Raw genomic sequence first — 18,626 nt, 5'->3', positions numbered from 1 at the left:
CCATCAGCAAGTGGCCGTGGGACCTCTCGCCCCACCTCTCCGGCCCGACCTGGGCAGGGTCTGCGACCCCCTCGGCAATGGCTACAAATCGCTGCTGTCGGTGAGTTGAGAGTCTGCCCTTGCCTTGCCGGTTTGTGGGTTAGACTCGTTTCATGAGTGAAGCACCGATATGGATCGATTCTCACGCGCATTTGACGATGTTCGAGCCGGAAGAACTGCAAGGACTCCTTGACCGGGCAGCCAAAAACAACGTTCATGGTGTCCTCACCCCGGCGACTTGCGTAGAAGATCTCGAACCGACGCTCGCCCTGGCCGAGCAACATGCCGAGAGGATAGTCGCGGCTGTGGGTGTTCATCCTCACGAAGCGGCCTCCCTGAATGCTTCGTTGAAACGTCGAATCACGTCCGCATGCTCGCGGCCCGGTGTAGTTGCCGTTGGCGAGATCGGGCTCGACTACCACTACATGAATTCTCCGCGGGAAAATCAGATTGCCGCGTTCGCGTGGCAGCTCGATCTGGCCATCGAGGTCGATCTCCCGGTGGTCGTGCACAATCGCGAATCCTGGACGGACTTGTTCGAAATGCTGAACGAACGCAACGGCCGGATTCGGGGTGTGTGCCATTCATTCACCGAAAGCCCGGAACGGGCACTCCGCGTTCTCGAGCTGGGCCTCTGGATAGGCATCTCCGGGATGGTGACCTTCAAGGCGGCTGATAATATCAGGGAGATGGTGGCAGTTCTCGAGGCCGAACGCGTACTCGTTGAGACCGACAGCCCCTTTCTCGCCCCGGTGCCCCATCGAGGTCGCCGCAACGAGCCGGCCTTCGTGTCCTACGTCGGCGAAAGACTGGCAGAGGAATGGAAAAAGCCGGTCGAGGAAGTCGCTTTAACCTCCTCGACCGGCTTTCGTCGACTCTTTGGCGTTGGCGATGACTGGCCTGGTTGAGGTCGATCGCCGCCGCTGAGGTCTATCAGATCTTTTTCGGCCGTCGACCGCGACGTCGTTGGACGTTCTTCAGGCTGATCGTCAACATCTTCGAATCGGGGTCGAGGCCAACGTCGAATCGCTGTGCCTCGTCAAAAGAGAGCCCGTATAAATCGAAAAACTGTGGCGCTTTGAGGCTCACCGACCGACGCCGACGCGACAACTTCAACGCGCCGTCTTCATTCTCGTTGGTAGTGATCGCCACGCCCACCATTTTTCGCGTTTTGTCGAAATAAAGCACTGCATATGGTGCCGAATCCAGGCCAAACGCTTCGACGGCCGCGGCATCGAATGAGATCAAACCGCTTGGGCGAATCGTCGCTCTTGGCCGGAGGCCAGAGGTTTGGGGCGGGATGTATTTTTCGAACGCCATCGAGCACCTCCTTAGGAGATTAGGGCCAGAATATGGTTTTTCGACGTGAGAGTCAACAGTTTTTTCGAGGAAATTGGCGATTATTTCGCATCTCGATAGGTACACTTTGGGGTGACAACTCTGAAGATATTGTGGATTTCCAATGCGTGAGCAGATTGCTTGCAGACTCCGATATTGTCAAAAAAATCATCTGGGGATTGCTTTTGACTAACCGTTGAATAGATGGATCATAAATTGTCAGAAATCGCCAATGTCATATTTAAATGTTGTAATAAAAGCATTTAGCAAGATTCTGTGAAATTTTCGATTGGGCAGTTGACTTCGTGATTGGTCGCTCGATAGGGCTCCCGTTGATCGCTGATTGGAGAAATGTTCAAAAGTGAGAGGACGACCTAAAACCATAGCCCCTCTGTATCGAATTGGCCGAAGGGATGAAGCCTAGCTGTTGAATTCATCGGGAGATAGTCAAAAGGAAAGCTGATGGGCAAGGCAATACAGAAATCGATCCGTGGACGGTGCCTTTATGAGGGATGGCCAGATTCAGACGGGCAGAAGACGTGTGAAGTGTGTTGGAGGTTTGGCGTCATGATCAGGCGTGTAGCGGTTGAAGATTGCCGAGCGTTTGCTCCTGTAGATCCGGACGGCGATGTTCAAAGGATAGGGTAACGAGGCTGAGCGCGTTCAACGCCGAAATGGCGACCGTCTCGCGCACCAACTGGTTCTGTTTGGCGGATTTGCAGGCGGATCCTCGCTCGAGACAATTGCACGACATTCTGGCGAGCTATGGGTGCGAGTATTCGCGCGGACGTTGCGTTCGTGCTACGGTCGGATTCGCTGTCGGTTGGTGCTGGCGGTGAAATCTCCGGAGGTGGTATCTCAATTGACCGATTGTATCTTTGTTGGGACGCTGATATTCGGGAAAGGATTGATCGCGATAGGTGATCGGGCCCGGCGGAAGAAATGGCTGATGTGAGGTTGCAGCCCGTCCATCGATCAACGATCGAGGATCGGATTGCGCCTCCACCGCCGATCCCTCCGGCAGGCGGTTGATGCGGATTTCAGTTGTTATCCCGACCTACAACCGGCTCGCTGAGCTGCAAAAGGTGGTTACCGCCCTGCACGACCAGTGGTGTCCTCCACACGTCGAGCTGGAGGTCATCGTGGTCGACGACGGTTCCTCGGATGGTACGGAAAGTTGGCTGCAATTCCTGAGCGATACCACGGATGTCCATACCATTCGGCAGCCGAACTCGGGCCCAGCGGTCGCCAGAAACCGAGGAGTCGAGGCAGCCACAGGTGACCTGGTTTGCTTTCTCGGAGACGATACCCATCCGCAAGCGGGTTGGCTGGCCACTCACATCGAAGAGCACCGGCTATTTGGCGAAAACTCGCTGCTGGCCGTGCTCGGCTACACCTCTTTTGCGCCCGACATCGATAGCCCGTTCCTGCGTTTCATCAATGAGTACGGAGCTCAGTTCGGTTATCTCCTGATCGAAGAGCCGTCCGACGTCCCGTTCAACTTTTTCTATACATCGAACATCTCGGTGCCGCGATGCCTGCTGATCGAGGCCGGAGGTTTCCGAGAGGATTTCCCTGCAGCCGCGTGGGAGGACATCGAGTTCGCATATCGTGCGGTCCGCAACGGCCTGAGAATCAGGTACAACCCCAGAGCGCGCACCGTCCACAGCCACTGTATTCAGCCGCGGACGTTTTGTAGCCGCCAGAGGACATCAGGTCGATCCGCAAGGATTTTTGCCGAGCTGCATCCCGAGCTCGGTGATTTTCTAGGGTTGCATCGTTGGCATCGAAAGGCGTTCTTCGGTCGTCAGCGACGCGTTTGCTGGCGCCGTCTGATAGAACTCGGTGAAAGGCACGAAGGCGTTCTGCCTCGAGCCATCTATCAAAAATTCCTCGACGAATGCTATCGGGAGGGTCTGGCAGAGGGATTGCATTAACTGCGACAAGAGGAGGTGGTCCATGAAGTCACGAAGATTTCTGGAAGCGCTCGTCGCGCTCCTCGTTGCCGTGGTTGGCACGGTTGGCGCCAACTCTGCCGAGCGACCCGCCAATATTTCCTCGGAGGCGATCGACCCGAGCACGGTGATGCTCCCCTGCACTCCGGTTGGGACCTACTGGACCGGTCCTCCCGTTCCTGAGAACCTGCCGCCCGGACCGGGTCTGGCAGTCGTTTCGCTCGATATTCGTCCGAAATCCGCGAGGGTCCACCTCGACGGACGTTTTGTGGGTCGGGCGAAATATTTCGATGGATGGCCAGGCTATCTTTACCTCGAGCCCGGAAAATACAGGCTCGAAATACGGTACGAAGGCTACAGCACTGTCGCTGTCGATCTGGACGCGACAGCCGGATGTCGTTTCGATCTCAAACATCGGCTGGAGCGGGGGAAGTCCGCAGCTGATGAACGTGAGAAGACCTTCGGCAAGGGCAAGCCGTTTCAGCGTGTATTTGCACCGAAATCCGACTCGCCCCCGGAAATCGTTCCGAGGAGGGATTCTGCTCCCGATCCCAAACTCAGACGAGACCTCGATCTTTCGGCGGAGACGATCGGCGAGCCCGACCTTGCGATTGGCGCGTCCCTGCGGTTGCACGTCAGTCCAGATTCCGCCTCCGTCTTGATTGATGGTGTATTTGTGGCGACGGCCAGAGAGTTGCAGTCGATGGAGAAACCGTTGGCGACCGGCGCTGGCGCTCACAGATTGGTGGTGCGCGCGCCCGGGCATGTCGAGTTTGTGAGGGACGTTTCACTCGAGCCGGGTGAGGTGCTTGAGTTGGAAATCTCGTTGTCCGAAGAATGAGCGCAAAAGCACACTCATGCCCGGATGCCGGGCCGGACTTTTTGTGGCTGCTGGCGGTAGGAGATGCGGTAACTTCAACTGTACCGGGGACTAGACTGGACAATGAGACGACCCGATGGTACGATGAATTATCAACTGAGAATGGGAGGGGTCCGGGGACGCTGACCACCTTGAAACCAACCTTTAAAAGGCCAACCTTTTAGGCCAGCCAAGTTTTCCTATCGTCTTGATCCTACCTTTTTGGCTGAACCGACCCTCCCGCTTCAATATCAGCCCGGCCGAGCGCGGCCGGGTTTTTTTACTGCAATTCTGTCCACGTCGCACGGCAAGGTGGACAGGATTGCGCTAGCTCGGTTCGGTCGATCCGCCGTCAACCAGAGTGCCTGGATCGATACCGATTGACTTCAGGGCGGCGGCCCAGCGCTCTTCGACAGGAACATCGAAGAGGATCGAGGTGTCGAGCGGAGCGACAACCCAGGAGTTTTCCTCGATCTCTCGCTCCAGCTGGCCCGGATGCCATCCCGCATAACCGAGTAGCAGGAAATATCGGGTGCCGTCGGTACGGCGGGTCAGGCGAGCCAGCGTTTCGGTGTTGCCGGAGAGGACGATCGAGTCGGAGACGGTGATTTCGTCATCTCCTGCCTCATGCAGGCCCCGTTCGAAGAGAACGAATCCGTGGTTCGGTTGCACCGGTCCTCCCCCCAACACTCCCGGCAGCTCGCCGGGCGCGACTTCCTCTCCAAGCTCCTCCAGGATCTCCTGAAGGTCGATATCAAGGGAGCGGTTGACGACCAGGCCGAACGCCCCCTCATCGTTCGAGTGCACGCCGAGCAGCACCACGGACTGCCAGAAATTCGGATCGGCGAGATTCGGCATGGCGATGAGCAGGTGGCCTGCAAGAGACTGGGTGGGTTCGTTCATTCCGCTATCCTACCAGCGGATTCCAGGTTCAGACGCTCTAGCCGAATCATTTTGATCATTGCCGAGCCTTCGGAGGTTCCCTTCGGTCGCGGGTCGCGGGGCAGGCCGAAATCGACGATTATCCGAGAGCCCGAACGTTCCCAGGTCATCGAAATGCCTTCCTCTGATGGGGGGCTGGACTGGTCAGGCGCTCCCCACGCAGCGATGGCGGCGGCAGGCGTTGCCATCCAGGTCAGATCATCACCAAGGCGGAGCCGATATGGCGTGTACCGGAGCAGGTTTTCGGCCTGGACGACAACTTCCTCGAGCTGCTGATTGGCGTCGAAGACGAACCCCCAAATGAGAGCCGGACCGGCGGCCGCGGTCAGCGTGGAAGCACTCGGGTCCGAGGAACGTGCGCCGGTCGTTTCGACGACGGTGGCCCGGTCATCGCCGAGCTGGACTCCCAGGATCTGCGCCGCATCAGTGTTGATTTCGAGAGGTACCGTGAATTCCTCGATGATGGCCTGGACATCCGGATCGGCTGCGAATCGACGTTCGCCTGGGAGTGTCATCACCAAATACAGGTCGCGAGCACCGCTGTCGAGGATCGCCCTCAGAATCTCATAGGCCTGGTCCCGGTCGTCAAGCAGGTAGGAGGTCGCCAGGAGGTAGATCGCGGATTCGACTCTCGTCGGGAAAAGACGCACCGCCTGCCGGAAGGCGCTGTGGGCCTCCTGGTACCGCCCCAGATGAAAGAATGCTCGGCCCGATTCGGCTGCGACGATGTACTGAATCTCCGGTTCCCGGACCGATCGGAACGGCACGAGAAGCTCGATCGCCTCTTCGTAATGGTGTTCGACGGCGGCCTGACGGGCGCGTTCGAGGGTGGCCTCGAAGTCCTCTGCGACGACCGCGCCGCCAATCAGAAGGCTGGCTGATAGCGCAGCGAGTTGCCTCGAGATCCTCACGGCCACAACCTATCCCGGATCGCCGCCGCAGTCCATGACCACGCTCACGCGTTGGATGGTGGGGATTGGGGTTTGGAGAGGTGAAAGGTAGAATTCCCGGGTAACCATGAACGAGGAGATCCGAATATCCCGGCCGGACGAACCTTTTGGGCAGGCCAATCTGGAGAAACTGCAGACCAGCCTAGGAAGTTGTCCGGATCTCGCCTTCGCCTACCTGGCAGAAGTCGAGGTGCCCGAGAGCGGCCACGGCCCAGGGCTGGTGCTATTCGCGTGGCTGAATCCGGCGGCCCTCGGGTCCTTGCGAGCCGCCCTCAACCTGGTTTCGGAAACCGTCGCCGGGGCGATACCGAGAGAGCGCTATCTCGACGTCGTGATTCTCAATTCCGCGCCCGAACTGCTCCCCGAATTGGAACAGGAAGACTGCCTGCTCGTCGAGGTGATCGCGGAGGAAAGGCGGAGCGCCCTGGAGGCCGTCAATTCGTGAGGTCGGCTACGGACGTGGTGGTGGCCGAACCCCTTGCCTTGGTGTTCGGGCCGCCCCTACAATGGGCGCTGCAGACGAGGAGACCACCGATGGAGATTGAACGGTCTGAAGAGAACGGCGTCACCGTGGTCGAAGTCCGCGGGGTCATCAACTTTGGAGAGTCCGCGCGGCAATTCTCCTCCTACCTCAAGGAGCTCCTGGACTCGGGAGTGCCTGCGGTGCTGGTGGACATGTCCGGGATCGACAACGTCGATTCAACCGGTCTAGGAGAGCTCGTGGGTTATCTGCAGCGATTCGAGAAGGAGGGCAGGCGGATGGCGCTTCTCAGGCCTCATAGCAGAATTCTCAGCCTCCTGCGCTTGACGAGACTCGACGAGATATTTTCGATTTTTGAAGATCGGGACGAGGCGATCAGGGATCTCCAGGCGTCAAACTGATATCTCGTGAAGCCACCCGAAAGGGTCATCTTGGGTGGCAGTCTGAATACCGACCAAGGCGTCATAGAGGTTCTGCCATCTCTCGTCGAAGCCAAAGTCCCAGCTTCGTTCACCGTCGACGATTCGTGAAACCCAGCACAGAACCGCAGCAGTGCCACAGCAGGCAGCGGCCGAAATGTCGTCGAGCTCGTCGATCGAGATTTTCCGTTCCTCGGTAGGCCAGCCGAAAATTTCGGAAGCGATCTTCATCAGCGACATGCGGGTGACTGAGCGCAGGATGCTCGGGGAATCCGGGGTGATGAGTGCATCGTTCTTGAAAGCTAGGAAGTTGGCGGCTCCGATCTCTTCGATGAATCGGTGTTCGATCGGATCGAGGTAAATGGCGTCGACGAAGCCGCGTTCTTTCGCCTCCGACCCCGGATAAAACGAGGCTGCATAGTTGCCACCCGCCTTGATGTGTCCGGTTCCGTGCGGGGCCGCGCGATCATAGCGGCTGACCATGAACGATTTACCCTGCTCGGATCCGAATCCGCCCTTATAGTACGGCCCGACTGGGGTGACGAAAACGCGGAAGACATAGTCTTTTGCCGGCTTGACGCCGACGTTGTCACCGATCCCCGCGTAGAACGGCCGCAGGTAGAGAGCCGCGCCGCTGCCGTGCGGCGGAACATACGGGTGATTTGCCGCAACTACCTCCTCGATTCCGCGAAGGAACAGCTCTTCCGGGACCTCCGGGCCCTTGAGGTAGCGTGCACCCTCGTTGAGCCGGCGAGAGTTGTCCGCCGGACGAAACGCAAAGATCCTTCCGTCAGCGGCCCGCTGTACCTTCATGCCCTCGAAGAGTTGTTGGCCGTAGTGAAGGCATTGGCTACCTTCGGGGACGTGCATCGTGTTGTCTTCGACGATTCCTCGGACGCGCCAGATCCCGTGTTCGAAAACAGCCTCGAAACGGTAGGGGCAAGCGAGGTAGTCGAAACCGAGACTCGAGAATTCGAGGTCGGCCGTGTCACGCTCTCCCGAGAAGTAGTACCGCGGTTTGGCCATTCAATCCTCCATTCTGGGGACACATCGATGATTTGTGAGTTCGTCGCGGCGACTGCTGCGATCGCCGGGCGCCGACACCCGGGGGACAGGATACCCGTTCCGGAGGTCTTTGCGCTACCGGCCGGTCCTACGTTCAAATGGCCAGAGCACACGAAAGTTGGACCAATCTCGTCTGCTGAGCAAGAATAAGTGCCACCGGATTTGGATAGAGTGTCATCGACAGGAGACAAAAAGGGTTGGTGGTCCGGACGAGATTGTGTAACGATTTGGCATCGACCTTGCATTACACAGAGTCGGAAATGAAAGGGGAAACCATGAAATCGATATCAATCAGATCCAAGTCCTTAGTTGCGGCTCTGGCGATTGCCAGCCTGGCCATGATTCTCACCAGCTGCTCCTCCACCGTCCCCACGGATACCCCGGGTGTCGAGCGGATGGGCCGCTACGTGCTCAAGCAATACGGACCGGAGCTCTGGACTGTGCTCGGCTACAGGTTCGCCAACTCCCAGATCGGTGATGAGTGGATGATTCTCGAGGTCGGTCTGAGTTCGCCGAACGGTCAGAGCGCAAAGGTGACCCGTGACGATGTGTTCCTCCGTGCCCCGGATGGAACCCGGGTGCGGCTGGCGACCCAGAGTGAGTTCAACGAGGTGTACGGCTCGCTGCGGCCGGTCATTTCCAAGGCAAACGTCAACCGGGACCCGCTCGACTACTTTCCGCCGAGCCGCGAAGAGTGTTTCGTTCAGTTCTTTGTCGAGCCGGGCGGTGGTGTCTCGTTCGACGAGGTGACCGTGTCTGACCGACGCGGTTGCTTCGGGCGCTTGTTCTTCAACGTCAAAGGTGGAATCCAGGCGGGGAGATGGGTCCTCGGAATCGACCAGAAGGAGAGCGAGATCCGGATCCCGTTCGAGCTCGGGGAATAGAACTCGCCCTTTTGATTACTCTGAAAAGGAGAAAAGGGGGTGTTTTCCCCTTTTCCCCTCTACTTTCCCGCATCGCGAACGACTCGAAACTTGGGCGGGCTAGGGGAACAGCCCCCTGTGCTTGTAGACCGCCGCGATCTTGTTGATCGCGCTGATCATCGAGGCGGTCCGGAGATCGATACCCTGATGGCGTTCGCTGAGTTCACGGATCTCGTTGTAAGCCTTGATCATGGTTTCTTCGAGGCCCGAGTTGACGAGGTCGATCTCGTCCGGTCCGCGAGCGAAATCGTTGATTTCGGATTCGCTGAATGACGAGCCGGTGGCCTGTTCGATGGCGGCGAGGAACTGTCTCGCCGCTTTTTCTTCGAATCGCTTTTCCATCCGACCGAGGCGGACGTGCTGGAGGTTTTTGAGCCACTCGAAGTAGGAGACAGTCACCCCCCCCGCGTTGATGTAGGCGTCCGGGATCACCATGACCCCGCGCTCGTGCAGATACTCGCTCGCTTCGGACGTCACCGGGCCGTTGGCGGCCTCGGCAATGATCTTGGCCTTGATCTGTGGAGCGTTGTCCATTGTAATTGCGTGTTCGAGCGCGGCCGGCACCAGGATGTCGCATTCGAGCTCGAGGCCCTGGTCCCGTTGGTCGAGATCCTGGGCTCCCGGAAACCCGAGCAGGGCGCCAGTTTCCCGGCGATGCGCCATGACCTCCTCCACACGCATGCCGCCGGGTGCCGATATGGCACCCTCGTACTCGATCAAACCGACAATTTTTGCGCCGCCCTCTTCCTGCAGGAACTTGGCGGCGTGGTAGCCGACGTTGCCGAGACCCTGTACGACGACCCTCTTGCCCTCCAGCCCCGGGATGAGATCGAGCGGCCGCATGTCGCGGCCCCGGCTGCAGATTTCGCGAAGGGCGTAGAAGACCCCACGACCGGTGGCTTCGGTGCGACCCTGGATGCCTCCCTGCTGGATGGGTTTTGCAGTGACGCATCCGAGGCCGTTGATGTCCTGGGGGGCGAGCGTAATGTAGGTGTCGGCGATCCAGCCCATCTCCCGGGAGCTGGTGGCGTAGTCGGGAGACGGCACGTCGAGTCCCGGACCGATGAAGTTCTTTTTGAACAGCTCGAAGGTAAAGCGGCGGGTGATCCGCTCGAGCTCGTCCTCAGAATACTCGTGGGCCGATATCTTGATCCCGCCCTTTGCTCCGCCGAAGGGTACGTCGACGATCGCGCACTTGTAGGTCATGAGCGCCGCCAACGCCTTGATCTCGTCCTCGTTGACCATCGCGGCGTAGCGGACACCTCCCTTCGTAGGCAGCATGTGATGGCTGTGCTCGGCCCTCCAGGCATGCAGTACCTCGATCTTGCCGCTGTCGCGTTCGATCGGGAACGTGAAGCGGATCACGTTATTGATCTCTTTGATCTGGCTGAGCATGCCAGGTGAGTGGCCGGTCAGTGCCGCCGCGCGATCGAAATTGACGTTCACCTGGCTGTAAAAACCGGTAGGAGCGTTCATTTCAGTCCTCCGTAATCTGCGCTCGAAGGAAGAATCATAGCAGGCGGAAGGACGGGACGGACTCGATCAAATCCTCTCTTCGAGCACCGTGATCCCATCGACAATCCTGCAGGAATGAACCGCGAAGGCATCGGCGTATTCGGGGTGGCTTCGCCGATAGCCTGTGCATACGGCTTCTTCGAGGGTCCCCACGCAGTCTGTGCGGACGAGGGCGCCGGCGGCGCCTTTGTCTCCGCCGCCGAGCATGCGTTCACCGAGCACGCCGGGGACGGTGCGCGCGATATCGCACATGGTTTCCAACTCCGGACCGGAAATCCTGTAGAGATCTCTCAATCCGATACCGTCCTCGCGAAAGACCCGTCCGACCGACTCGATGTCTCCGGCCTTCCAGGCGTCGAGCATGGTCTCGAATCGTTGCTGAGCCTCGAAGATGTAGGTCAATCGATCGCAGTGGTCTGGGTGGGTATTTCCGTACATGTCGAGGATTCGCTGGTAGAGATCGGGGGACTTCACGTCAGCGAGGAGGGTAATCGCGAACTCAGGACCGAGCATTTCGGCGAACTCGTCGCATTCCGCACGGCGGACCGAGTAGGTCGATTTCTCCAGGCCCGGCCGCACAGTGCCCGTGTCGAGCCCGACGATTCGAAAATCTTCTGTGTCTTCGCCCAAGGGCAGGTAGCTGATTGATCGATCTCGGGGGATGTAATGAGTTCCCATGCCCTCCTTGGCGAAGAGGATCATGACCTGGTCGAGCTGACCGCACGGTGAACCGATGTAATCGGTTTCGACGGCCTGCGCGAGGTCAACGATGCGAAGGGGATCGTCGATCTTGACGTGGTTGATGTCGAGCAGCGTCAAAATGAGGTTCAGGGTGACCGACGCGGAGCGCGACATTCCGCCGCCGGGGATGTTGCCGTACAGCACGATATCGGCGCCGTTCGACAGCTCGATGGCCTCGCGCCTGAGAACATGGTCCACACCGAAGGGGAAGCGGCCCCAGGTGTCCGCTATCTCGGGGGCCCGTGGTTCAGGCACCACCCCTGGAGTGAACGAGATAATCCCGTCTCCCGGGAAGTTGCCGCTCAGCAGGCGCACCCGCCCGCTGTCATTGGGCTTGAAGGCCAGCCAGATGAAGCGGTCGGTGCCAACGCCGAAGAGCTCTGTGCCGTTGTAATCGCCGTGCTCGACGCCGAAGCAGAAGCGGGAGGACGAACGGCGCACCAGACCTCCTTCGATGTCCAGGCCCGATTCAGAGGCGAGACGCCGAAGTTCGGCGATTGCGAACCTATCAACGTCTGTGGGTGTCATTCCACTCTCCAACTTCCTACCAGAAGATGACGTACAGGGTCAGCGTCAACAGGACCACCGCGATGCCGAAGACCTTGGTTCGGGGATCGGTCCTCATGTCCATGGTCGGGTTGACGGGCAAGGTGACCGGTTCGGGCAACGGTTTGACAAGAGTCATGATCGCCAGCACCGCGAGGATCACGAAGAAGCAGATCGCCATGCGGTTGAGGAATGCGATGTCCGGGGCGAAGTACTTGAGCGCCCCGTAGAGAATCGGATTGATGATCAGCCCGACGGTACCGCAGGCGCGAGGCGCCCGGTGCACGAGTACCCCGAAGAGGAAGATCGACAGGATGCCGGGGCTGATGAAGCCCTGGAACTCCTGGATGAAGGTGAAAATCCCGCCGAATTTCGGGTTGTCCAACCTCGGTGCAATCAGTATCGCGATGAAGACAAAGGCGACAACGCAGATGCGACCGACCGACACGAGCTCAAACTGAGAGGCTTCCTTCTTGACCTTCCGATAGATATCCATTGCGAAAATCGTCGATGACGAGTTAAGCATCGATGCCAGCGAGCTCACCACTGCGCCGAAGATTGCCGCCAGTACAAATCCCTTGAGGCCGATGCCGGACGGCAGAAGGTTCTTGATGAGGACCGGAAAGGCGGCGTCGTAGTCGCGCAACACCAGCTCGTGGACCGCACCGCCCACCTCGCCGCCGCTCATCCGGCCGAGGAGATCCCCGTTGGCCTCGACAATGCTGGCGGGATCAGGTGCGGTTGCCGGTTCGCCGGTGCCGAGTTGGCCCGCGTTGTAGGAAATGATGCGCATTGCGTCAGCCGGGTGGCTTTCGGCAAAGGTCTCGGTGAACCGGAAGACCGTGATTTCGTCGGGTGCCTTCGTTCGTGCATCCTCGAGTCGTCTGTCGATGGCCTTGATGTCGTTGACGAAGAGCGCTTCTTTGGCGTCCGGTTTGACCTCGTCGGAGAGCTGTACATAGAGATCCGGAGCGAATGTGGCGATAGCCTTGGCGTTCTTCACCACTGCCGCCGTCTCCAGATCCGAGGTGAAGAGGTTGTAGGCGAGGATGCCTGGAATGACGACGATGAAGGGAATCAGTAGCTTGAGGAAGGCGGCGAAGACGACGCCCCGCTGACCTTCGGCGAGCGACTTCGAACCGAGGGTTCGCTGGGTGATGTACTGGTTGAGGCCCCAGTAGAAGAAGTTCGGGATCCACAATCCGACGACCAGGGCCGTCCACGGAACCTCGGGATCTTCCGGGGGCCGTACCATGTGGAGCTTCCCGACCTCCCAGTTTCCTGCATTGAGCAGCTGAAGGCGCTCGATCGCTCCGGCGTCGGTCAGTTGGGCAGGGTTCACGGAAGTCGTCGCTGTCGCAGCCAGCGCGGTGGGATCCGCGTGTCCGAGCAGGCGCACGGCGAGGTAGGCGATGATCGACCCGCCTACGATCAGCGCCGTGCCCTGTATGAGATCGGCCCAGGCACAGGCCTTGAGACCCCCGGCGAACACGTAGACCGCCGCCAGGCAACCGATGATCCAACAGCCGACCGTTATGCTCCCGAGATCAAGCCCGAAGAGCGCCTGACCCTGGAAGTTGACGGTGATCACCTTGGCTCCGGAGTAGATCACCGATGCGGTCGGTACGCCGACGAGGATGACCAGAGTAGAGATGGCCATCACCATGCGGGCGAAAGGGTTGTAGCGGTACTCGAGGAACTCGGGGATGGTGTAGATGCCGCTCCTCAGAAAGGTCGGCACGAAGAGGAAGGCCACGACCACCAGGGTGATGGCCGCCATCCACTCGTAGCTGGCGATTGCCATGCCCAGCCAGTCGGCCGCCTTGCCGCTCATACCGACGAACTGCTCGGTCGAGATGTTGGCGGCGATCAGGGAGAAGCCGACCAGCCACCAGGTGAGACCGCGCCCGGCGAGGAAGTAATCCCGGGCGCCGTGCTCACCACGGGTCTCCTCGCCCCGGCTCTGCCAGAGGCCGACTCCGATGACCACGACCACGAAGATGACGAAGACCAGAATATCGATGATGCCGACGCCCATGGTGTCTCCCTCTGAGCGAGTTTCACGTGCCTGATGATCGGTGGTTCGGGGTCGACGCCTTCATGCCGCCGGCATGGGTCGAGGAGAGGAATTCGACCGCCCGTTCGTCCGGCGGAACGCCGGACCGCGTTTTCGCAAATTGATCGGTCAAACGATTCTCATCCACCGCGAATGCAGTCCTCCCGAATTCGTCGTGGCGACGTCAACGGTATACGCTTTACCGGCAGGATGGCAACGAGCACTTCCGGCCCGGTTCCTGGATGGTACGGGCTCGAGGGCGATATCATTCGGCGAACGCGCAATCGGGAGGTTCAATGCACACCAGGAAGATCACCTTTGATAATGCGTCGGGCCATCAGTTGGCGGCGTTGCTCGACATGCCGGCCGAGGGAGAACCGGTCGCCTATGTTCTCTTCGCCCACTGTTTCACGTGTTCCAAGGACTACAAGGGCGTGGTGCGAATCTCGAAGGCACTCGCCGCCCAAGGGTTCGGTGTTCTGCGCTTTGATTTCACCGGCCTCGGCGAGAGCGAGGGTGACTTCGCGGAGACCACGTTTTCTTCGAATGTCGATGATCTGGTCGCAGCGGCCGAATTCATGGGCGGGGAGCTGGAGGCTCCGAAAGTTCTTGTTGGTCATTCGCTCGGCGGTGCGGCCGCGATTCTCGCTGCGCACCGAATCTCGTCGGTGGTGGCGGTGGCGACACTTGCAGCGCCCGCCAATTTGAACATTCTCGCTGGCCGGCTCCGGTCCCAAACAGGGGATTTGGAAGGTACGGGCGAGGCGGTGGTCGTGATTGGGGGACGATCGATCCGAATCGGTAAAGACCTGGTTGACGACCTCGAGACGGTCAATATGAGAGAAGCCGTCTCGAGAATGGGCAAGGCTTTGCTGATATGCCACTCTCCGGCGGATCGGACGGTTGACATCGAGAGTGCGGTCGAGATCTTCTCTGCCGCTCAGCATCCGAAAAGCTTTCTCTCGGTCGGTGATGCCGACCATCTTTGCAGCAACCCAGAGGATGGGCGCTATATCGGCACGATGTTGGCTACCTGGGCTACGAGGGCCATCAGCCCGAGTTGATCATCGCAACAATCGGATGATCGCAACGATTTGCGCGGTCCTACGGCTGTGCCGGAGCGTTCGCCTCGGGATCGACCAGATTCACGATCTCGGCCTTGTCACCGAGAGTCTTGACGAGCTCGCCGACGGCCTGGCCGGTCTTCTGCTGGATCAGCAGGCCCCGAACCTGTTCCGCAACCTCGTCGTACGTCAGGGTCCTCGCGGGGCGCTTCTCCTCCGCCTTGATGACGTGGAAGCCGAAGTTGGTGCGGACCACGGGAGAGATACCACCAATTTCCAGAGCGAATGCCGCGTTCGCGAACTGGGGCGCGATCTGGCCCTGTGCTATGAATCCGAGATCGCCACCCTCTGACGCCCTTGGTCCCTCCGAGAGCTCGCGCGCGAGCTCGGCAAAATCCTCGCCGGCGACAGCGCGCTTGCGGGCGTCTTCAGCCTTGGCCCGGGTCGCGGCGGCGGTGTCGGTGTCAGCAGTCAGAGGCGCATTGAAAAGAATGTGGCGTACGTGGACCTGTTCCGGGGCCTGGAAGAGTTCCTGGTTCTCGTCATAGAACGCACGGGTCTCCTCGTCAGACACCTGGATCGTCGGGCTGATCTGCTTTTCGATCAACGAGCGTGTGAGCTCCAGATCGCGAAGAAAGCTCACGAATCCGTCGTGATCCATGCCGAAGGTAGCGAGGTTCGACTCGAGTGACTCACGACCCCCGGCCTGTTGCTCGACCGCCTGGGTCATCTGCGCCAGCCGGAGTTCGTTGGGCTGCACGTTGGTGCGGCGTGCTTCCTGGGCGAGCAACGTTTGCTCGACCACACGTTGGGTCGCTGCCTGGACGAGAGCCTGCTCGTCCTCGACGTTCTCCTTACCGCCGACCTGGGCAGCGATGTTCTGCATGGTCATGCTGATCTCGGCGGCGTAGACTTTTTCACCGTTGACCTCGAGCACCGCGGGGTTGACGTTTCCGGCAGGCGTCGCCGCTTCCTGCGCGACCGCCGGCAGGTGCGCGGCGATCAGGGCAATCACAAGGGTGGATGCAATCTGAAAATAGTTTTTCATTGGGGACCTTTCTGTGCTGAGCAGCGATGCTCCGCGCTCGGCGAGGGCGAAGCATACCATTGATTACGCCGTGATGCGGGCCAAAAAGGTTCCCCGGTTCCCCCTGGCAACGATTTCGGCGTGGCAGTCGGCCGCCGCGGCCCACTCGACAAGAGTCACGGGGTCGACAAATAACCATCGGTAGGGCTCACCCTCGAAGCCCTCGTAAGACAGGCGGTACTCAACCTCGCCCGGGTACGGTCCGCCGGAACGCCATACGTCGATTTCCTCCTCGAATCGAGCGGGCATGACGAGGCCGAGATCTGCCGTGTCGAAGATGACCTGGCCACCATCTTCGAGGTGGCGGCGGGCGCGATCGAAAAATTCGGTGAGGCCGCCAAGGGTCCCTACCAGACCGATCCCGTGCATGAGCAGCAGAATCGTGCCGAATTCTTCCCCGGCGACGGCATCCAGGTTTCCGTGTCGGGCGTCCTCGACTCCTCGTTCGCGCATCACGTGGACCGCTTCCGGTGACACATCGACCGCCGTCACCTCGAGGCCACGTCGTTGCAGCTCGAGAGCGTGCCTTCCTGCGCCGGCACCGAGATCCAGCGTCCGTCCATGGCAAAGGCCGAGGGCCGCGCGCTCGATCTCCGGCAGTGGTTGGCGGTCCGGGCGGTAGAACTCGGCGACCGGCGTGATCTCGTCGTGCCAGAGATCGGTATGGACGATGATTCGGGCATCCGTGGCGCCCCTGTGGAAATCGAGCAGAGCGCGCCCGAGCGGTCCCCATTGGTTGCCGAATGGTTGTGTTTCAGTCAGGGCTGCGGCCACGTTTCGAGCTCGAGATCCACCGGATTCATCACCCGCAGGACCGGAAGCAGGCCCACCGTCTCATCCCAGTACGGCGTGCGCTGATACCACCACATGTAACGAGCGCGCGGGTTGGCGGCAAAATCTGGATTTTCGAGAGCATTTTCCCACTCGAGGCGAATCTGCCCGTCGGCCAACATGTCGCGTGCGAGCTCTTCGAGAACATCGCTGCCGATATAGATTTTGCGCTCGAAGAGCGACGAGATAGCTCCCCAGCGAACCAGCGAGTCCGGCGCCTCTGGCTCGAAGAGCTGCACCGCGACCTCGAAAGCGGGCTGATTGGCCGGGATCCATAAGCTGCCCGCTTCGATGCGACGGCGCTCGGTCTGCCGGCTAACACTGAAATCCTCGACCATGACGACGCCCTGGTAAGAGGAAGTGGCGAACTCTGGGTTCGAGAGACGCACGGTTTCTACGTCGAGCTCGACATCGCTGGCGATTCGCTGTGCTCGAAGACCGTGCCCCCGTATTACCTCCTCGATCTGTGGCCAGCCGCCGAGCACGATATACCCGCGCGGTCGCGGCAAGGTCACTTCTGCGACCGGAAGGTGGCGCCACTCGATCTCGACTTCGTGAAGCTTCCCAGGGTGGTACTGCAGGCGAGTTCCGCCAGTGACCATCGAGTCTACGACTTGCCAGTCGTAGGCCGGCCACCTGATTTTCTCGCCGTTCTCGGCAACGCCCCAAGTCACGATCACTTTGGAAGGCTTGGCGTCGGCGGCGCCTTTTGCGACCGTCGCAGCGTCCGCCGTTTGGGCTGCCCGAACCAGGTCGTCGCCAGATGCGCCTACCTCCACGATCAAAGCATCGATGAATGCCCGATTTGCCAGCACCCTGTCCTTGAAAGGCTTGTGAGCGTGCATCTCTATCAGGATCGATACCCGGTTGCGGAGGGGAAAGTAGCCGGATGAATACCGGGGTTGCGCGACATCCCAGATCATCCCTGCACTTGGGTCTGAACGGGACACATGGCTGACGTACGGCCCATTCGGATAGCCGTCGGTTTCGATCTTGGCCCATACCTTCGGCAGATGGCTGTCGACCCAGGCATCGACGGGCGCCGCGAGCTGTGGTGCCTCGGCGACCAGCCAGGTCAGGACCCAGGCGTGGTCAGAACCGTTGGTGACGTGGTTGTCAACGTGGAGATGGGGATTCCAGGTGGCGACCAGCTTCGCCAGAGCTTTTGCCTCGGGGCTCACCAGGCGCAGGAAATCGCGGTTGAGATTGATGCCGCTCGCGTTCGCCCTGTAGCCCATGCCCTCGACCGGACCGTTCTGGTTCGATCGATTGTAGGGCGAGACATGTTCGTGACCGTCGGCGTTATAGATGGGAGCAAAGAGGGTGACAGCAGCCTTGGCCAGCTCCGGCCTCCGCCCAAGGGCGATGTCGCGGAGCACCATCAGGGTGGCGTCCTTGCCGTCCACCTCACCGGCGTGAATGCAGCTCTGGATGAGCAGGATCGGCTTTCCGGTAGCTGCGGCCGTTTCAGGGGTAAATGCGCCGTCCGACGAGACGATCACCAGCGGAAGCGGTCTGCCCTGGCCGGTTCGGCCGAAATCGGTAACCCGGATCCATTCGGGTGCGGCTAATTCCAATCGACGGAGATAGTCCATCGTCTGGTCGTAGCTCGAGGTAGCACGGAACTCGCTCTTCTCGGCGACTGTGAGCCAGTCATCGGAGAAATCGTCTTCCGCAATCGCTGAAGTTGCTGTAAGCAGACACAAGGCGCAAACGGTGGTAATTTTCATGGTCATCACTCTAGCGAATCCTGACCTGGACTATCCGACGAATATCCGCGAGGCTAGCGCTGCTCTCGAGCCTGCGGCATCTCAG

Annotated in this window: 17 protein-coding genes; 7 read left to right on the top strand and 10 right to left on the bottom strand. The window is 59.8% G+C overall.

The annotated features are described in order from the left end of the window. Positions 1-152 precede the first annotated feature (152 nt). Positions 153-947: a TatD family hydrolase gene (locus LJE93_02280; protein MCG6947729.1), complete on the top strand. Its 795-nt coding sequence runs from the start codon at positions 153-155 to the stop codon at positions 945-947. 25 nt (positions 948-972) lie between these two features. On the opposite strand, the gene LJE93_02275 is transcribed toward LJE93_02280, so the two are convergent. Continuing rightward, positions 973-1,359: a hypothetical protein gene (locus LJE93_02275; protein MCG6947728.1), complete on the bottom strand. Its 387-nt coding sequence runs from the start codon at positions 1,357-1,359 to the stop codon at positions 973-975. 1,049 nt (positions 1,360-2,408) lie between these two features. On the opposite strand from LJE93_02275, the gene LJE93_02270 reads away from it, so the two are divergent. Both LJE93_02270 and LJE93_02265 read left to right on the top strand, forming a co-directional pair. Next, positions 2,409-3,314 carry a glycosyltransferase family 2 protein gene (locus tag LJE93_02270; protein MCG6947727.1) on the top strand — a complete coding sequence of 302 codons (906 nt, stop codon included), beginning with the start codon at positions 2,409-2,411 and terminating at the stop codon, positions 3,312-3,314. A gap of 22 nt (positions 3,315-3,336) precedes the next feature. Further along, a complete protein-coding gene (locus LJE93_02265) occupies positions 3,337-4,173 on the top strand; it encodes a PEGA domain-containing protein (protein MCG6947726.1) in 837 nt (278 codons plus the stop codon). A 345-nt stretch (positions 4,174-4,518) separates the two neighbouring features. On the opposite strand, the gene LJE93_02260 is transcribed toward LJE93_02265, so the two are convergent. Continuing rightward, positions 4,519-5,094, bottom strand: a complete 576-nt coding sequence (locus LJE93_02260; GenBank protein MCG6947725.1) for a YqgE/AlgH family protein — start codon at positions 5,092-5,094, stop codon at positions 4,519-4,521. Continuing rightward, positions 5,091-6,044 carry a tetratricopeptide repeat protein gene (locus LJE93_02255; protein ID MCG6947724.1) on the bottom strand — a complete coding sequence of 318 codons (954 nt, stop codon included), beginning with the start codon at positions 6,042-6,044 and terminating at the stop codon, positions 5,091-5,093. The genes LJE93_02260 and LJE93_02255 overlap by 4 nt, the downstream gene beginning before the upstream one ends. A 106-nt stretch (positions 6,045-6,150) precedes the next feature. On the opposite strand from LJE93_02255, the gene LJE93_02250 reads away from it, so the two are divergent. Together LJE93_02250 and LJE93_02245 are read left to right on the top strand one after the other, a co-directional pair. Beyond that, the gene (locus tag LJE93_02250) at positions 6,151-6,528 is read left to right on the top strand and encodes a hypothetical protein (protein MCG6947723.1); all 378 of its coding nucleotides are present in this window, start codon (positions 6,151-6,153) and stop codon (positions 6,526-6,528) included. Between the two features lie 89 nt (positions 6,529-6,617). After that, positions 6,618-6,965: an STAS domain-containing protein gene (locus LJE93_02245; protein MCG6947722.1), complete on the top strand. Its 348-nt coding sequence runs from the start codon at positions 6,618-6,620 to the stop codon at positions 6,963-6,965. Here the strand turns inward: LJE93_02245 and LJE93_02240 are convergent. Continuing rightward, entirely contained in the window at positions 6,957-8,009 is a 1,053-nt protein-coding gene (locus LJE93_02240) for a branched-chain amino acid aminotransferase (GenBank protein ID MCG6947721.1), read from the bottom strand. The genes LJE93_02245 and LJE93_02240 overlap by 9 nt on opposite strands. Positions 8,010-8,323: 314 nt before the next feature. On the opposite strand from LJE93_02240, the gene LJE93_02235 reads away from it, so the two are divergent. Next, positions 8,324-8,932: a hypothetical protein gene (locus tag LJE93_02235; protein MCG6947720.1), complete on the top strand. Its 609-nt coding sequence runs from the start codon at positions 8,324-8,326 to the stop codon at positions 8,930-8,932. A 99-nt stretch (positions 8,933-9,031) separates the two neighbouring features. Here the strand turns inward: LJE93_02235 and LJE93_02230 are convergent, their stop codons facing one another. From LJE93_02230 to LJE93_02220, 3 genes are all read right to left on the bottom strand, one after another. After that, positions 9,032-10,447, bottom strand: a complete 1,416-nt coding sequence (locus LJE93_02230; protein ID MCG6947719.1) for a Glu/Leu/Phe/Val dehydrogenase — start codon at positions 10,445-10,447, stop codon at positions 9,032-9,034. A gap of 66 nt (positions 10,448-10,513) precedes the next feature. Continuing rightward, complete coding sequence (locus LJE93_02225; protein MCG6947718.1) at positions 10,514-11,755, bottom strand: hypothetical protein; 1,242 nt, start codon at positions 11,753-11,755, stop codon at positions 10,514-10,516. Positions 11,756-11,771: 16 nt separating this feature from the next. Continuing rightward, positions 11,772-13,811 carry a sodium/solute symporter gene (locus LJE93_02220; protein MCG6947717.1) on the bottom strand — a complete coding sequence of 680 codons (2,040 nt, stop codon included), beginning with the start codon at positions 13,809-13,811 and terminating at the stop codon, positions 11,772-11,774. 314 nt (positions 13,812-14,125) lie between these two features. Here LJE93_02220 and LJE93_02215 point away from each other — a divergent pair, with 314 nt between their 5' ends. Further along, positions 14,126-14,893, top strand: coding sequence for an alpha/beta hydrolase (locus LJE93_02215; GenBank protein ID MCG6947716.1), 768 nt, complete (start codon positions 14,126-14,128; stop codon positions 14,891-14,893). Positions 14,894-14,933: 40 nt separating this feature from the next. On the opposite strand, the gene LJE93_02210 is transcribed toward LJE93_02215, so the two are convergent. The 3 genes from LJE93_02210 to LJE93_02200 all read right to left on the bottom strand — a co-directional run bounded on the left by LJE93_02210 (position 14,934) and on the right by LJE93_02200 (position 18,541). Then, positions 14,934-15,941, bottom strand: coding sequence for a peptidylprolyl isomerase (locus LJE93_02210; GenBank protein MCG6947715.1), 1,008 nt, complete (start codon positions 15,939-15,941; stop codon positions 14,934-14,936). 63 nt (positions 15,942-16,004) lie between these two features. Continuing rightward, entirely contained in the window at positions 16,005-16,754 is a 750-nt protein-coding gene (locus tag LJE93_02205) for a class I SAM-dependent methyltransferase (protein ID MCG6947714.1), read from the bottom strand. Further along, positions 16,739-18,541, bottom strand: a complete 1,803-nt coding sequence (locus LJE93_02200) for a M14 family metallopeptidase (GenBank protein MCG6947713.1) — start codon at positions 18,539-18,541, stop codon at positions 16,739-16,741. Before LJE93_02200 ends, LJE93_02205 begins: the two co-directional genes overlap by 16 nt. Positions 18,542-18,626 lie beyond the last annotated feature (85 nt).

It is taken from the genome of Acidobacteriota bacterium, assembly GCA_022340665.1.
GTDB lineage: Bacteria > Acidobacteriota > Thermoanaerobaculia > Thermoanaerobaculales > Sulfomarinibacteraceae > Sulfomarinibacter.
The sequence above is the reverse complement of the archived record's forward strand: the minus strand, read 5'-3'. Positions and strand labels throughout refer to the sequence as shown.

What these genes read in the sequence shown, in the direction of transcription:
- LJE93_02235 (MCG6947720.1), top strand. Translation starts at nt 8,324, where the DNA reads ATGAAATCGATATCAATCAGATCCAAGTCCTTAGTTGCGGCTCTGGCG.
- LJE93_02280 (MCG6947729.1), top strand. Translation starts at nt 153, where the DNA reads ATGAGTGAAGCACCGATATGGATCGATTCTCACGCGCATTTGACGATG.
- LJE93_02230 (MCG6947719.1), bottom strand. Translation starts at nt 10,447, where the DNA reads ATGAACGCTCCTACCGGTTTTTACAGCCAGGTGAACGTCAATTTCGAT.
- LJE93_02260 (MCG6947725.1), bottom strand. Translation starts at nt 5,094, where the DNA reads ATGAACGAACCCACCCAGTCTCTTGCAGGCCACCTGCTCATCGCCATG.
- LJE93_02225 (MCG6947718.1), bottom strand. Translation starts at nt 11,755, where the DNA reads ATGACACCCACAGACGTTGATAGGTTCGCAATCGCCGAACTTCGGCGT.
- LJE93_02245 (MCG6947722.1), top strand. Translation starts at nt 6,618, where the DNA reads ATGGAGATTGAACGGTCTGAAGAGAACGGCGTCACCGTGGTCGAAGTC.
- LJE93_02265 (MCG6947726.1), top strand. Translation starts at nt 3,337, where the DNA reads ATGAAGTCACGAAGATTTCTGGAAGCGCTCGTCGCGCTCCTCGTTGCC.
- LJE93_02200 (MCG6947713.1), bottom strand. Translation starts at nt 18,541, where the DNA reads ATGAAAATTACCACCGTTTGCGCCTTGTGTCTGCTTACAGCAACTTCA.
- LJE93_02210 (MCG6947715.1), bottom strand. Translation starts at nt 15,941, where the DNA reads ATGAAAAACTATTTTCAGATTGCATCCACCCTTGTGATTGCCCTGATC.
- LJE93_02215 (MCG6947716.1), top strand. Translation starts at nt 14,126, where the DNA reads ATGCACACCAGGAAGATCACCTTTGATAATGCGTCGGGCCATCAGTTG.
- LJE93_02270 (MCG6947727.1), top strand. Translation starts at nt 2,409, where the DNA reads ATGCGGATTTCAGTTGTTATCCCGACCTACAACCGGCTCGCTGAGCTG.
- LJE93_02275 (MCG6947728.1), bottom strand. Translation starts at nt 1,359, where the DNA reads ATGGCGTTCGAAAAATACATCCCGCCCCAAACCTCTGGCCTCCGGCCA.
- LJE93_02250 (MCG6947723.1), top strand. Translation starts at nt 6,151, where the DNA reads ATGAACGAGGAGATCCGAATATCCCGGCCGGACGAACCTTTTGGGCAG.
- LJE93_02240 (MCG6947721.1), bottom strand. Translation starts at nt 8,009, where the DNA reads ATGGCCAAACCGCGGTACTACTTCTCGGGAGAGCGTGACACGGCCGAC.
- LJE93_02220 (MCG6947717.1), bottom strand. Translation starts at nt 13,811, where the DNA reads ATGGGCGTCGGCATCATCGATATTCTGGTCTTCGTCATCTTCGTGGTC.